Source organism: Psychrobacter sp. P2G3, assembly GCF_001593285.1.
Lineage (GTDB): Bacteria > Pseudomonadota > Gammaproteobacteria > Pseudomonadales > Moraxellaceae > Psychrobacter.
Map to the genome: position 1 here is coordinate 2,002,597 of NZ_CP012529.1, position 16,441 is coordinate 2,019,037.

Here is a 16,441-nt window from a genome sequence, read left to right on the forward strand (position 1 = left end):
TAAAAAACTATCAACACTTATCGATAGAACGTTTATGTAAATTATGTCAACACTGCGATGACCTTATGTTACACGGTGTATAGTTATAACGTGTGTATATAAATCCATGCTAAATATAGTAATTAAAGAGCATATTATTAGGTATTTATGTTGATACTGATATGGTCGTTAATACAGTGTTTTAGGTATCTTTGATAATATTCTTTGCCTACTTATACCTAATGAAAATTTTATATCTAATACATTTTGAAAGATATTTTAGATATCCATTAACGCCTTAGTAATAACGCGTTGCCACTTATCAAGATGTTGGGCACGTCTCTCAGCTGACATGTTAGGCTCAAAGATACGGTCTACTTGCCATGATTCTTTCATAGTTTGATCATCATACAATCCACTTTTTAAACCAGCAAGAAGCGCTGCGCCTTTAGCAGTGATTTCAGTATCTTTGGGACGCAAAACAGGTACACCAAGCAAGTCTGCTTGAAACTGCATCAACAGATCATTATTAGCAGCGCCTCCATCGACTCGTAGCTCGGTTAATGGATGCGGACTGTCTTTTTGCATGGCGATAAGAACGTCATAAGTTTGAAAGGCAATCGCCTCAAGAGCAGCACGAGCAATGTGTGCTTTGGTAGTGCCGCGACTCATGCCACTAATACTGGCATGAATATCAGAGCGCCAATAAGGTGCTCCAAGACCAGTAAACGCGGGAAGCAACACGACATCCTCGCTACTTTCTACCTGCCGAGCTAAATCTTCGACATCACAGCTTTGTTTAATCATCCCCAAATTATCACGTAGCCACTGTACGATAGCCCCTGCCATAAACACGCTGCCTTCTAGCGCATAATTTACTTCGCGTCCAAAGAAAGAAGTGGGTGTTTGTAGCATACGTTTACCGGATTGCACAATGTCACTAATAGATAAGTTTTCTACACGATTTATTGGTTCTTTACGCTGCCAAGCTATCGTAGTCAATAGTTGGTGTTCACTAAGCTTGGGGGTCTGACCAATATTCATCAGCATAAAACAACCCGTTCCATAGGTGTTTTTAGCCATACCAGGATCGAGACAACCTTGACCAAACAATGCTGCTTGCTGATCGCCCAATACGGCATGGATAGGAATCTGCTTGGCGAACAAACCCTTTTTGGTTTTACCAAACTCACCATCTGATGGCAGCACTTTTGGTAGTATCGCCATCGGTATATCAAAGCGTGCGCACAGCTCCTCCGACCACGCCAGCTTATGAATATCATATAATAGTGTACGTGAAGCATTGGTGACATCGATGACATGCTCGCCACCTGTCAGCTGATAAATCAACCAGCTATCAATAGTACCTACTGCTATCTGCCCAGTTGCAGCGCGGGCTTTAATCTTAGGATAGTGCTCAAGCAGCCAAGAAATCTTGCTGGCACTAAAATAAGGGTCCAGTCGTAAGCCTGTAATCTGCTGCACCCTCTTTGACAGACCTACCGACATATTACCCATACTATCGTTAGCTAAGTCCTGACAGTATTTTGCTGTGCGCCTGTCTTGCCAAATAATGGCTGGTGCCAACGGTGTGCCCGTTTGCTTATCCCAAATGACGATAGATTCACGCTGATTGGTAATAGCAATGCTAGTAACATCAGTTGCGAGTAATCCTGCTTGATTAATGACATCGTGAGCACAGCTGATTTGAGTTTGCCAAATTTGCCGCGCATCTTGCTCTACATAGCCAGCTTTTGGCGTTTGCAGCGTGGTGGGCTGTTGGGCAATCTCAATAGGACGCGCGTGATCATCATATAAAATCGCCCGACTCGATGTTGTTCCTTGATCCAAGGCTAATATATATCCTGCCATCATTTACCTCTCACTCTTAATTCGCAATATCGCTTGCTATATTTGTCCAATATTTTTAACAGCTGTCTATATTTTTCAGTATCTATTTATATATAGCGGTCTACTTTAATAGTAGTCTCTTCTCATAATAGGTTATAAAATAAAACATACATCATCATTTTGTGAAATTTATAGTCTTATAATACTACATAGCGCTTGCCTCTCTATACTGCTTGCATTACTGCTTACATTGAAATCTTTTCATTAGTCTTTTGCCTATCTTCTATTAACAAAAGACTCTTATTGAGAAGCAGGTTTTTATCTTTTTTTATAAATAATATAGTGTTTTAGGTTAAAAACCCTGCTTAAGTATAAGAAAACTCAATATTGAATGAATAACAAGTAAATAATAAGCATTGACCCGTCATGGTTGTGGCTCTACAGTGTACGCTTTATTATCAGTGCTAAGACTTATACTATAAATGATGATTAATTCAATCCTTGTTATTTAGGTACTCTGTATTAAAACATCTTATACGACAAAATTTTGCTTCCTGATTAACGGTTTATATCTCTTATGAAATTTGTTATCTCATCTCTACCTAGTGCTATTGCCACTATTATGCTGATAGGAATATCAACTCATACCGCAGCGAACAGCAATATAGAAATTATGAGTAAGGATAAAAACCTTATTTCAAAGGACGAAATATCGCCTATTGCTACTACTCAGATTATAGACACAAACTATACATCTAATGCCAATGCAACCAACAACAGCACGGTAGGCAATAGTAAAAAGTTAACGGCTGATACTGAGGCCGCCAGCTCTGTTTTGGTACAGCCGTCAAGCACCCTCACTCTAGATACTCTCGTCGACCCTATTACTCATAAAAGCATCGCTAACAGTTATCCTTTAGAGGTAGCTAGCTTTTTGAGTCTTGAACAAGCCCAAGAGATTTTGTTGCAAGTCTCACCTAAGCTCGCGGCCAATCAAGCTGCGATTGCAGCCAGTGAATATCAAACCGATGCACTTAAAACGATAGACAATCCTTTTGTATTTGCGCAGCTATCAGCCAGTACCTACAACGTGCAGGAAGATATTGATTTATCAACGCTCAAGAATGGCGTAATCAACGGAGTAAATAATGCTGGTGCTAATACTGGTGATATTGTTCCTCCTATCCCGCCCTTACCAGATTTGCCAAACTTTGGTGAGATGGTCGGCGATCGTATTCCTGATTCCTATGACTTTAAGCGTTCGGGTTCAACGGCGGGAGCAGGTATAGGTTTTGCTTGGCCTGTTTATACTGCTGGGCGTACTACTGCGCTTACGGGTGCATCAGATGCACGCACTCAAGAAGCAATGGCTGACAGCATACTCGATAAAAACGAGCTTTATAATACTTTGATTGAACGCTACTTTAAGGCACAGCTAGCCATCATCGCCGCCTACCTACGTGAAGACGCCTATGACACGTTGCAGCAGACTGACCATATGGCAAAGCGACTATATGAAGAAGGATTTATATCACGTGTAGATCGTTTAGAAGCGCAGTCTGCACTGGCAGATGCAAAGAGTGAAGCAGTTAACGCAAATAATGACGCCCGCCTTGCTATGATTGCGTTGCAACGTCTGTTACGTACTGACTATCGTATCAAACCTACGACTCCTTTATTTGTCTCCAGCCGGCCTCTACCAGATGTGAGTTACTTTCAAAATTTAGCACTCAGCCATCATCCTGGCTTACAGAAAGTCGCTGCTAAACGCGCGCAAGCCCAAAAACTACATGAGCTATCTGATACCGGTTATAAACCCACTGTTATGTTATATGGCTATGGACAAGTTGAGAAGGATCCTAGCTGGATTGCAGGTCTATCAGCCAGTTGGAAGCTATGGGGCGGACTTGATAAAACAGCATCACTGGCATCCAGTAATGCTAAAATTCGCCAAGCTGATCTATCCGAAATTGAAGTGAGCGACAATCTACTACTACTGGTGGAAAAAAACTGGAACGATGTCAATAATGCTCAGTCGCGTTATCAAGCATTACAAAGCAATGTTGATTTGGCTACAGAGGTATTACGTTTACGACGCCTCGGACTGCAAGAAGGCGTAAATACTACGATTGAAGTGGTACAAGCACAAACACAAGCTCTCAAAGCTCGCACCGAACAAGCACAAGCTGCAAACGCTTATGTACAAGGGTTAGCTGCTTTAATGCAAAGTAGTGGCACGCCGCTCGCTTTTAATGCTTATCTAAATGCGGCTGACATAAGGCTGCCTACTTTGTATTCTGAACAATGATTTGATATTAAGAATGATAGGGCGTGTTGATAAGCGCTTGTACTGATTATAATTAAATTGCTAATGCCTACATTATTACTCACCTTACTTTACTGCTACTAATCTTACTGATACTAACCCTACTGCGAATAACTGTTTTATGAAAAAACTGATTTCTAAATTGACAAGTTGGCTTCAGCCCTTGCTACAGACATGGCGTATAGCGAACAACTCTAATGTTTGGGCACATTGCGCTAGCGTAGGGTTTTTTGGTTTTTTATCTATTTTTCCAGCAATGGCCGTGTTTGTGCTGCTTTATGGTCTCGCTTTCTCACCCTCTGAGATGCAAGAACAGATTTTAATTTTGCGTCAGTTTATACCTGATGGTGTATATGAAGTCCTTAATTCACGTTTAAGCGAACTGGCCTCTAACACCGCGTCAAAACTGACTTTTGGTCTGATTGCATCGACATTACTGGCCCTTTATGCTGGCTCTAAAGGCATCAAATCCCTAATTATTCTTGTCAATCTTGCCTTCCACATCACGCAAGAGCGCAACTTGATACAAGGTACGATCCGAGCGGTTGGTTTAACCTTTGCCGCGGTAGTTGTCCTAATAATAGCAATCTCGTCTATCGCTATTATTCCTTTAGGGGCGGCCTATTTCCCCTTCCCTCAAATAGCGAAGACGATTGCACTTTGGAGCAGATGGCCTATATTAGCTGGCATCATATTCTTAAGCTTCTTAAGCCTATATCGTTTGGCGCCAAATCGTGACGCTATACCGCTAAAAAAACTGGTGCCAGGAGCATCTCTTGCGACCGTTCTCTGGATTCTATTGTCTGTGCTGTTTTCGATTTATGTCCAAAACTTTAATAACTATAGCGCTGAGTTTGGTGCGCTTTCAGCAGCCGTAGTCATTATGCTGTGGCTTTACTATTCAGCATTCATCGTAGCCTTTGGTGCTATTTTTAATTTCGAAGCCATAGAAAGCTCTAAACCTCATGCTGTTCGCGTGTACTGATAAACTGATAATTCATTAAAACGCCTTTAGGGTAGTACCTCTGATCGTTATTGATTGTTATCAAGATTAGAGAACTGCCTTGCAGCCTTTTATGCTGCTACCTTTACAATAAACCCTTCATTCTCAACTTTATTGCTTTAGGAATACCATTTTCATGACTGAACATCACAACGACTCGGATGCAGAAAACACGCCTACTGAACCTATGGATAATATTAAATCTGAACAGCCAGCACCTGATTATCAGCGCCTAAACTCAAAGGCTACATCAGCGAAAAAAAAGGCGACAGTCAAAAAATCTGTTATTGCGTTAGTCGTTATCATGGTGCTTGGTGTCATCGCTTACGGATTGTTTAGAAGCGCCCAAAATAGTGAACCGCAAGTCATCACCTTGCAAGGGCAGATGCAAATGCAGCAAACGTCTATCGCAGCCAAAGTGCCTGGACGTATCGCTCAAATCATGGTCACTGAAGGTGATAGAGTAACTGCCGGTCAGCAGCTAATTGAGATGGATTCGCCTGAGATTAACGCGAAGATTAATCAAGCTCGTGCTGGTAAACAAATGGCACAGAGTCAGTTGGATAAAGCAGAAAATGGCGCGCGTCCTCAAGAGATTGCTCAAGCAAAAGCTGCTTGGCAAGCCAATAAAGCTGCCTCTGATCTAGCCGCCAGTACCTATGAGCGTATCAACCGACTTTATGAAGAAGGTTTGATGGCTCGGCAAAAATGTGATGAGGCATTCGCACAATATCTTGCGACTAAAGATCAAACAATAGCGGCACGTCTACAATATGACTTAGCGGTAGAAGGTACTCGTAGCGAAGATAAGTCAGCAGCTACTGCACAAGTGGCACAAGTCGATGCCCAGTTAGAAGAAGCACTAGTCGCCAAAGAAGAGGCCAATCTAAAAAGCCCTATTGCAGGAATTGTAAATAATGTGATTGTCAGCACTGGTGAAGTCATCGGTCAAGGTGTACCTCTCCTAACACTCGTCAATACAGACGATCAATGGGTAGTACTTAACGTCACCGAAACCTATCTCAATCAATTTGCAATCGGTCGGCAGTTTACTGGCACTATTCCAGCACTATCATCAGCTAACAACCCACATACTAAACAATTCATCGTTTATGCAACCTCAACATTGTCTGATTTTGCGACTTGGCGCCCAACCAATAATGACGACGGTTTTGATGTACGTACTTTTGAAGTCAAAGCCCGACCTATGACTCCTGACTCGCGCGTCCGTTCAGGGATGAGTGTCATTGTGAACATCGACCCCACTTCTATTAATCAGACTCCAGAGTAGGTTATGCGTCTGTTCAAGGCTTTTCTGCGCAGTGCTGCGTACGAGCGTCGTTTTTTAACCAAAAACCATTGGGACTTCTCCGTGGTGGTCTGGATACCTTTGGTCACGATATTACTCATTTGGTGGATTTTTGCGCAAACCCAAATTACGGATTTACCTATCGGCGTAATTGACCAAGATAATAGTCCTGTCGCCAACACATTAGTACGGTATTTGGAAGCCAGTCCGGATATTACGGTTAGAAAGCTATATCCCTCGCCAGCAGTAGCTGAAGCAGCTATTTTGCAGCGCGATATTTATGCAGTTGTCATTATCCCAGAAGACTTCGAGCGCAACATTCTATCTGGCAAGCCTGCGCCTATAGTCTTGCAAGTCAATGCTCAATACGGTACTCATTCTGGCATCATCCAAAAAAGTGTACAAACGGTAGCTGGTACTCTATCAGCTGGGATTGAAATTCAACGCTTAGTCAAACAAGGCATGGCACCATCACAGGCGACTATCGCTTATTCGCCTATTAGTGTTCAACGTATCAGTTTATTTAATGCTGCAACTGACTACCAGCAATTTTTGGCCTCAACTGTTATTCCTGCCCTACTACATATTTTAGCAATGGTAATCGGTGCGACAACCATTGGTCGTGAGTTACGTGATAAGCAGATCGGTCGTTGGTATCGTTTTATTGATACAGGTAGTCCTAACCTGACGTTACTAAACAACAGTCATAGACAGTTAACAGAACTTGATAGCCAAGTTAATAATGCTAACTTCAAATCACAATCTACTCAAAACATCAGTATTCCGGTGCTACTATTTGGCCTGACAGGCAAGTATTTTTGGCCTATATTAGCTTATAGTATCTGGTCGATATTGGCATTATGGCTTGCTACACCGCAGCAGACGATTGCGTTAACTTCTTTGCTAGCTACTTATATTGGGCTTGTTCTGTTGATGATATTGTCATTTTGGCTCGGTGCTATATTTACGGTAGCTTCATTTTCATTGCGTGCAGGCTTATCTGCAACAGGCTTTGTATCTGCGCCCTCTTACGCTTTCGCTGGTGTCACTTTCCCTTATATCGCAATTAGCGATAGTGCTAAGCATTGGTCAGACGCCCTACCTTTAACTCATTACCTAAAACTACATATCGCGCAATTACAAATGCAAGCACCAGTGGCTATTTCTTTACCGATTGTTTACGGTCTAATGATTGCGACCATTATCGCGATGGTAATTACCACATTGTTAACCAAACGCGCATTGGCGCATCCTGAACGCTGGGGAGCCCGCTAATGTCATATATACAGAAGCACAAACCATCAAGAGCAACTCTACCTTCACAAACATCGTTACAAACTTTTTTAGGTAGCTTTTTACAAACGCTAAGAGATATCTTTACCGATAGCGGTGTCATTTTGATGCTGCTTATTGCGCCCATTATTTATGGTTTTTTTTATCCGTGGCCGTATTCAACTGAAGTAGTCAATCATGTACCTGTCGGTATTATTGATAAGGACAATAGCGACCTATCACGTACTATCGTTCGCTACGCTAGTGCCAGTCCGCAGCTTGATACTACACGCTTTCTTAATGAACAACAGGCTAAAGAAGCAATATGGTCAGATGAAATTGCAGGCTACCTGATTATTCCAAGCGGTCTTGAGCAGCAAGTACTATCAGGAAAGGCAGCCAGTGTTAGCGTACTGGGTAATGGCGGCTACTTTCTTTTGAATAAAAATGTTCAGATGGGATTTCTACAAGCGGTTAGTACGGTATCAGCGGGCATTGAGGTCAAGAAAAGCATTGCACAAGGCGCTTATTCGTCTACTGCTGTGCAAAACACGCAAGCTGTACCGCTACGGATTATTCCTTTGTATAATCAAACTGAAGGTTACGGGGCTTACGTAGTGCCCGCGGTATCTATTATTATATTGCAGCAAACATTACTGATGGCAACTGCCATGCTTATTGGAACTTGGTATGAGCAACGTCGTCATATGACGACTATAGGCGGTTGGCTTGGTAGAATTGCTGCATTAAGCTCGTTAAGCTTTGTCATTGGTTGCTTTTATTATGGCTGGGCTTTTGAGCTCCATCATTATCCGCGTGGGCAAAATATGCTTGGCAGCTTGCTATTCTTGCTTTTATTCTGTCCAACAGTAGCTACACTTGGCTGCGTGCTCGGATTATGGTTTCGTCAGCGGGAGCGTAGTCTACAGATTTTGATCTTTAGCTCGCTACCGATATTCTTTGTCAGTGGCTATCCCTGGCCTGCCAACCAACTTCCAGAAATACTACAAATTGTGCGCTGGCTAGCACCTACCACTCCTGCTATCAATACTTCTGTACAGCTTAATCAAATGGGTGCAAGCATCTCGCAAGTCTCCATAGGATTTTATGCACTTGCTGCACTATGGGTGTTTTATTTCGTTTTACTGATGCTGTTTTGTTGGCGTACGGCGAAAAAACAGCCCTCTTTGAAAATCACAGAACCCTCTTGAAAATCATTTGGTCAAAAAAAAGCGCCTGTTAATTCAATAACAGGCGCTTTTTTATATTAAATTAAGGTGTACTGAAATCTAGAACACTCGGTTAAGACCATTTAATGCTGCTACCCGGTAAGCTTCTGCCATCGTTGGATAGTTGAACGTCGTATTTACAAAATACTCCAGCGTATTATTACACTTCATCACAGCCTGTCCGATATGGATAATCTCTGAAGCATGATTACCGTAGCAATGGATACCCAAGATTTCAAGCGTCTCACGATGGAACAATATCTTCAATACCCCAGAACGTTCACCAATAATTTGCGCTCGCGCCAAGTGTTTAAAGAATGCTTGACCCACCTCATAAGGGACTTTTTCGTCCGTTAATTCTTGCTCAGTTTTACCAATACTTGAGATTTCAGGAATCGTATAGATACCAGTTGGTACACTCGATACTGGCTCTGCATCACTATCGCCAACCATAAATGCCGCCGCACAGCGTCCTTGGTCATAAGCAGCTGAAGCCAGAGATGGCCAACCGATAACGTCACCAGCGGCATAAATGTTTTCAACATCTGTACAGTAAGTATCGTCTACTTTAAGCTGTCCACGGCCGTTAGCCTTTAAACCAATGGCTTCTAAATTTAGTCCTTCAGTATTACCTGAGCGACCGTTTGACCATAAAATCGCATCGGACTTGATTTTTTTACCGCTCTTTAGATGCAATATGACATAGTCGTCATGAGTCTCCAAATAGTCAATCTCTTCATTGCTACGAATGACCACACCAAACTGTCTAAAGTCATGCGCAATAGCATCACTAATCTCACTATCAAGATAGCTAAGTAGTTGGTTTTGGTTATTGATTAGATCAACTTTATAGCCAAGGCCAGTGAAAATTGAAGCATATTCACAGCCGATGACACCCGCGCCATAAATGATGATTTTTTTGACTACATAATCCATTTGTAGGATTTTGTCAGAATCAAAGACCCGCGGATGATCAAAATCTAAAATTTCAGGACGATAAGGTCGACTACCAACCGTGATGATCGCTTTATTGAAGGTAATGTTTTCAAAAATATTTTCATCAGTCTCAATGCGCAAAGTATTGGCATCTAAAAAACTTCCCCAACCATGAATGACTTCAATTTGATTGCGCTCATAAAAGCGCGTATGGGTGCTGACCTGATTACGTATTACTTTACGGGCATTTGCTAGCACCTTATTTAGAGGTACTTGCTTATATTCCATAGCTTTAGTGAACATCGGATCACGGCGGAAGTTAATCAAGTTGAATACTGATTGGCGCAGCGCTTTGCTCGGAATCGTACCTACATGCGTAGAGTTGCCACCGACCTGATCACGCGGGTCAACAACCACTACTTTTTTGCCAGACTTAGCAAGCTTCATAGCAGCAGCTTCACCAGCAGGACCTGCACCTAATATCACAGCATCGTATTCAAACTTATGCTTATCACCTTTTATACGTTGCGAATCTTTAGTGAAGCCTGATTTGATATCAATACGCGTATCATCTAGCGGATTGACCAAATCAGGGTGATGCATAACATCTTCAGTGACTTGGTCGTGGGTTTGCTCAATTTGTTCTTGCTTATTTTTATCTTCGGTCTGCTCAGGAGATGTGACAGGTGCAGCACCACTGTCTTTATTTGATACTTCGGTATGAGTGTCGCTACCAGTATCATTAGTTGTATCATCTTTGCGTTTGCTTCCCATGATATCCTCTTTAGTTATTTATTTACTACTTAATCATTAAGCTATTTATGTGAGTCATAAGCGATCTATGTTAGTCATAAACAATCTGTGCATGAATCAATATATACATGAGTCAAGATCATGATGTTATGGCGTGCCCACCATACGTTGTGACAAGATATTTTGCAATGTCCAGTGCCCGTTTAAACTCTGACGCTCTTCATCAACTTGTGGACGTGCGCTAATCACATATTCTGTACCAAGGCTTGGCGTAAAGTCATCAATCCAATCATAAGGAATCTGAAATACTGAACCATCTTTACTAGATTTGGCTAGCAAACACTGCATTGGTAGTGCCGATGCACAAGCCACTCGCTCTGGCATAATCGTTAAAGTCTGTGCCTCACCTAAAACAATAGTAGGTATATAGCGCGGTTCAGGGACTGGTTCGCGTGCGAAGGGAGATGATTGACAGGCACTGAGCAAAACTGTACTGCATAGCAAGCCCATCAATAATAAGGGAGATTTTTTAGATTTATGGGATAGACTCATAACACTCTCTATTTGGTGATAAATATATAGCAACGTTTATATAGTTTGTATGGTATGGCGAAGAAAACAACCGTAAGCGAAATTAACCAATGCGGCGTTTGAGACCGGTCATCTGCAAGATACGAGTAGCAATCTCTTCAACCGACATCTCTGAGACATCTAGGCTTGGAATACCATGAGTGATATAGATACCTTGTATGGCACGCTGCTCTTGCTGACACTGCTGATAGCTCGAATAACGACTGCCCGCACGGCGTTCTTGACGGATTTTTACCAAGCGGTCAGTATCAATTAGCAAACCAAATAGCTTGTCTTTATGCTCACGCAGCGCTTTTGGCAGCTGATTATCATACAGATCATCTTCAGTTAACGGGTAGTTGGCAGCGCGAATACCGAATTGTAGAGCTAAGTATAGAGATGTTGGTGTCTTGCCTGAACGTGACACGCCAATCAATATAATATCTGCCATACTATAGTGGCGGGTGCGTGCTCCATCATCATTGTCTAAGGCAAAATGTACCGCATCAATACGTTCTTTATAAGTTTCAGAGTCGACATTGTCATGAGCATGGCCAGAGTGACCGTCAGGCTCTACTCCGGTCTCTTCAGCGATACGTCCAATCAAACCCTCATACATATCCAAGTTACAGCTGTGCGCAGAGTTGATCTTCTCACGGATTTCAGGACTGACAATAGTATCGAAGACTAATGGTAATAATCCATCGCGCTGATAGGCCATGTTGATCTTCTCAACTGCATCTTCCGCGCGCTCTATGCTATCAACATAGGGTAATACACATGTTTCAAATGGTACCGAGGCAAACTGGCTCAATATAGAACGACCCAACGTTTCGGCAGTAATGGCAGTACCATCAGAGATAAAAAAAGCACTTCTTATAGTTTGTGAGTTATCTAAACTTAAAGCGTGATGATTTTGAATAGTAGGCTTATTTTGCTCGGACGGATTGTTAGAGTACATAACTTGAAAACCTCAGTGTAAACCTCAATAGTAAGCTTTAATTGACTCATTATACTTATACTAATTAAGTACGATAATTAAGTCGCTGTGTGACGCACATTCAGTAAGCAGCTATAACACATTCCTATAATATAAATAGGTAGATTAATAGTTACATTGTCATATACGCCTGATATTTCATGCTCTACATTATACTCATAATAGCGTCTTAATAGGAATCAAAGTTAGCATAACTAGCGAACCTTAATAGCGGGTTCTTGCTACAGATTGTCATAGACCTTTTGCACTATTAAAATATTATGCGCTACATATAGGCATATAATTTATAGGAACATTTAGACTGAATTAGCTGCTTTATATTCGGATAAGTGAGACAATAGTGCGATTGTTTATTGCAGAACTCTATAATTTGTATCTTTTTCATAAGTTTTTTGGCTTAACCCCTCGAAATTGTCCAAATATAGCGGTATAATTTACCGTTATAATCCTTACTAAATAACCTTATTTTCTGGAGTTATCATGGCAGCTCAATCTACAGCACTTGTGATCAATCTTGATCAGTTAGGAAAAAACGACATTGACATGGTCGGTGGTAAGAATGCTTCGCTTGGTGAGATGATCAGTCATCTGTCTGATTTGGGCGTTAGTGTCCCAGGCGGCTTTGCTACAACTTCAAATGCTTTCAATCGTTTTTTGACTGAAACAGGTTTGCTTGACAAGATTAACAGCGAGCTTAAAGAGCTAGATGTTAACGATGTTAATAAGCTTACTGCTACGGGTAAAAAAATCCGTACGTGGATTATTGAACAAGAATTGCCAAAAGATCTTGAGCAAGAGGTGCGTAAATCATTCGAAGAGATGAGTGATGGCAAAGATATCGCGGTTGCTGTACGTTCTTCTGCAACTGCTGAAGATTTGCCAGATGCTTCATTTGCTGGTCAGCAAGAGACTTTTTTGAACATTCGCGGTATTGATAACGTCCTTATCGCTATTAAAGAAGTATTTGCCTCCCTTTATAATGACCGTGCTATCTCTTATCGTGTACATAAAGGTTTTGAGCATGAAGGCGTTGCCTTATCTGCTGCTGTACAACGTATGGTACGCTCAGAAACAGGTGCTGCGGGCGTTATGTTTACCCTAGATACCGAAAGTGGCTTTGATCAAGTGGTCTTTATCACATCAAGCTATGGTCTAGGTGAAATGGTTGTTCAAGGCGCGGTTAACCCTGATGAGTTCTATTTATCGAAACGCCTACTTGCTGATGGTAAGCCTGCGATTATTCGCCGTAACCTAGGCAGCAAGCATAAGAAAATGATTTATGGTGATGAAGGCAGCACGACTAAATCGGTCAAAACTGTCGATGTCGAAAAAGAAGAGCGCATGCAGTTCTCATTATCAACTGAAGAGCTGACTGACCTTGCCAAACAAGCAGTGACCATCGAAAAGCATTATGGTCAAGCAATGGACATCGAATGGGCAAAAGACGGTGATACGAATGAAATCTTTATCGTTCAAGCCCGTCCAGAAACGGTAAAAAGCCGCCAAGATAGCAATGTCATGGAACGTTATATCATCGATACTAACAATGCAAAAGTATTATGTGAAGGTCGTTCAATCGGTCAACGTATCGGCGCAGGTAAAGTACGTATCGTTAGCAACTTAAATGAGATGGACAAAGTACAAGACGGCGATGTCTTAGTTTCAGATATGACCGATCCGGATTGGGAACCAGTCATGAAGCGTGCTTCTGCGATCATCACCAACCGTGGTGGCCGTACTTGTCATGCTGCTATTATCGCGCGTGAGCTTGGTGTTCCAGCTATCGTTGGTTGTGGTAATGCCACCGAATTGTTGGTTGATGGTCAAGACGTCACCGTTTCTTGTGCTGAAGGTGATACAGGCTTTATTTATGAGAGCCAAATTGATTTTGAAATTCAGACCAACTCTATTGAATCTATGCCAGAGCTTGCATTTAAAATTATGATGAACGTTGGCAACCCAGATCGTGCCTTCTCATTCACGCAAATGCCAAACGAAGGTATCGGTCTTGCCCGTCTTGAATTCATCATTAACCGCATGATTGGTGTACATCCAAAAGCATTGTTAAATATGAACAGCTTACCACGTGAAGTGGCACAAGCGATTAATGAGCGTATTGCAGGTTATGCTTCACCAGTTGATTTCTATGTTGATAAATTGGTCGAAGGTATCTCAACGTTAGCCGTTGCCTTTATGGATCAACCAGTTATCGTTCGCATGTCAGATTTTAAATCAAACGAATATGCCAACTTACTTGGTGGTAAATTATACGAGCCATCAGAAGAGAACCCAATGCTTGGTTTCCGTGGTGCTAGCCGCTACGTTTCTGATAACTTCCGTGACTGCTTTGAGCTTGAGTGTAAAGCGCTTAAGCGTGTACGTGATGAGATGGGCTTGACCAACGTCGAGATTATGATTCCTTTCGTACGTACTGTTGGTGAAGCAGCCCAAGTCATTGAGTTGCTAGAGAAAAATGGTCTAAAACGTGGTGAAAATGGTCTACGCATCATTATGATGTGTGAGCTACCAACTAACTGCTTACTAGCAGAAGAGTTCCTTGAGCACTTTGATGGCTTCTCAATTGGTTCAAACGACTTAACTCAACTTACTCTTGGTCTTGATCGTGACTCAGGTATCGTCTCACATCTATTTGATGAACGTGATCCTGCCGTTAAGAAATTATTGTCGATGGCGATTGATGCCTGCCGTAAAGCTGATAAATATATCGGTATCTGTGGTCAAGGTCCTTCAGACCACCCAGATCTTGCTTTTTGGCTTATGGAACAAGGTATTAGCTCAGTGTCACTTAACCCTGACTCAGTATTAGATACTTGGTTCTTCTTAGCTGGTGAAGAAGTACAATAAGCTGTAACGTTAAGTCACCGCAGTAATTCACACAGTCATTAAGTAAGTAATCATTAGGGTCTATTTGAAAAATCCTCAATAGACCCTAATACTATGGCTTACAGTAGCGACTTAAGATATGACTAACTATGCAGGCAATTATGCAGATTTTCCTTGCTCGAAATAACGTACAAGCTGGTCCATATACTTTGGATCAACTCAATATTATGCTGACATCTGGTGAGGTATTATTAGATGATTTGGTATGGCATGAAGGCTTAGATAAGTGGCAGCGTGTTGGAGACTTGACATGTGACCAACCTCTTTATAGTCCTGCTAACATTCCTACGCCTAACGACTCTATCATTAATAATGTGACGGTATTCCCTGAAGACTCTGATACTAATAGTCGCGATGGCAAAAACGTGTCTCTTGATAGATTATATGGTAAGCCTGAACGCCCAAAAAGTAATACTGACAAGAATGCTAAAGGTGGCATGACGTCCAACCGTCATCATACGCCAAATAAAAATGTATCATTGAACAAACCTGGTACGACCAAACTTGCCAATAGTAAAGACAAAGTACTTGGCGATGTGGTCCTTGCACCTATTATGTCACGCGTATTGGCAACAGCACTTAATGGCCTATTATATATATTAGCGATTTTTCCGTTAGTACTAGCATTGACCAAAATGGATGTAGATTACTCAAAGTTCCAAGATATTCAGAATATGGATGCCGCTTATCAGTACTCGATGACACTCATGGAGAGCTTACCTAGCTCTACCTTAATGATGTCACAAGTTATGGTCTTTGGTCTATTCGCCCTACAACTGGTATTTATTACATTACGTGGACAGTCTCTTGGTAAATTAATTACCGGTATTCGCGTGGTCGATCAAACCACACACCGTATACCGTCGTTTATCAAACTTATCGGCATGCGTACATTGGTACTATTTATTATCTACAATTTATTGTTCTCATTCACGAGTTTCTTAGGATTTGTTGTCATTGCTGTTCATTATTATATGGTATCTAGAAGTCCTGAAAATATTGGTTGGCATGATAAGTTGGCTAAGACTTTAGTAGTAAAAGCTGATAGCAGTCAATTGGTCAAGCAACCAAAAATAAAGTAGCTAAAACACTTCGTTATTTAAAATCATATCTGTTTGCAAAAAGCAGCGCTTAGTCGTTGCTTTTTATTTATTAGCAGACGACTGTATTAACCTTTGTGTTAGTACACGACTACTGCTATAATACGGCGCTTTATAACCTAAGCTTACCTTCTCTATATGAGATTGAGTTTACCTTATAAATCTCCTTGCTATTAACATAGGGTTAATAGCTACTAATCCGTAAGGAG

General features: G+C 41.6%; 11 protein-coding genes. 7 read left to right on the forward strand and 4 right to left on the reverse strand.

Annotation, left to right across the window (positions count from 1 at the left end; genetic code table 11):
• Positions 1-258 precede the first annotated feature (258 nt).
• Entirely contained in the window at positions 259-1,851 is a 1,593-nt protein-coding gene (gene glpK, locus AK823_RS08140; protein ID WP_068330240.1) for a glycerol kinase GlpK, read from the reverse strand.
• Between the two features lie 556 nt (positions 1,852-2,407).
• Between glpK and AK823_RS08145 the strand changes: the two genes are divergently transcribed.
• The 5 genes from AK823_RS08145 (at position 2,408) to AK823_RS08165 (ending at position 8,951) form a co-directional block, all read left to right on the forward strand.
• Positions 2,408-4,138 (forward strand): TolC family protein, encoded by a 1,731-nt coding sequence (locus AK823_RS08145; RefSeq protein WP_068328104.1) that lies wholly within the window; start codon positions 2,408-2,410, stop codon positions 4,136-4,138.
• A gap of 139 nt (positions 4,139-4,277) precedes the next feature.
• Positions 4,278-5,141: a YihY/virulence factor BrkB family protein gene (locus AK823_RS08150; RefSeq protein ID WP_068328106.1), complete on the forward strand. Its 864-nt coding sequence runs from the start codon at positions 4,278-4,280 to the stop codon at positions 5,139-5,141.
• Between the two features lie 154 nt (positions 5,142-5,295).
• On the forward strand, positions 5,296-6,450 hold the full coding sequence (locus AK823_RS08155) for an efflux RND transporter periplasmic adaptor subunit (RefSeq protein ID WP_082785679.1): 1,155 nt from the start codon (positions 5,296-5,298) through the stop codon (positions 6,448-6,450).
• Positions 6,451-6,453: 3 nt separating this feature from the next.
• Positions 6,454-7,743: an ABC transporter permease gene (locus AK823_RS08160; RefSeq protein ID WP_068328108.1), complete on the forward strand. Its 1,290-nt coding sequence runs from the start codon at positions 6,454-6,456 to the stop codon at positions 7,741-7,743.
• On the forward strand, positions 7,743-8,951 hold the full coding sequence (locus AK823_RS08165; protein WP_068328117.1) for an ABC transporter permease: 1,209 nt from the start codon (positions 7,743-7,745) through the stop codon (positions 8,949-8,951). Before AK823_RS08160 ends, AK823_RS08165 begins: the two co-directional genes overlap by 1 nt.
• Before the next feature lie 78 nt (positions 8,952-9,029).
• Here AK823_RS08165 and sthA read toward each other — a convergent pair whose 3' ends face one another.
• The 3 genes from sthA to AK823_RS08180 form a co-directional block, all read right to left on the reverse strand.
• Positions 9,030-10,679, reverse strand: a complete 1,650-nt coding sequence (sthA, locus tag AK823_RS08170; RefSeq protein WP_068328119.1) for a Si-specific NAD(P)(+) transhydrogenase — start codon at positions 10,677-10,679, stop codon at positions 9,030-9,032.
• Positions 10,680-10,805: 126 nt separating this feature from the next.
• Complete coding sequence (locus tag AK823_RS08175) at positions 10,806-11,210, reverse strand: DUF4377 domain-containing protein (RefSeq protein ID WP_068036191.1); 405 nt, start codon at positions 11,208-11,210, stop codon at positions 10,806-10,808.
• A gap of 82 nt (positions 11,211-11,292) precedes the next feature.
• The gene (locus AK823_RS08180) at positions 11,293-12,189 is read right to left on the reverse strand and encodes a pyruvate, water dikinase regulatory protein (RefSeq protein WP_068036193.1); all 897 of its coding nucleotides are present in this window, start codon (positions 12,187-12,189) and stop codon (positions 11,293-11,295) included.
• Between the two features lie 519 nt (positions 12,190-12,708).
• Between AK823_RS08180 and ppsA the strand changes: the two genes are divergently transcribed.
• Together ppsA and AK823_RS08190 are read left to right on the forward strand one after the other, a co-directional pair.
• Positions 12,709-15,093 (forward strand): phosphoenolpyruvate synthase, encoded by a 2,385-nt coding sequence (gene ppsA / locus AK823_RS08185; protein ID WP_068036195.1) that lies wholly within the window; start codon positions 12,709-12,711, stop codon positions 15,091-15,093.
• Between the two features lie 128 nt (positions 15,094-15,221).
• The gene (locus AK823_RS08190) at positions 15,222-16,214 is read left to right on the forward strand and encodes an RDD family protein (protein WP_068328120.1); all 993 of its coding nucleotides are present in this window, start codon (positions 15,222-15,224) and stop codon (positions 16,212-16,214) included.
• Positions 16,215-16,441 lie beyond the last annotated feature (227 nt).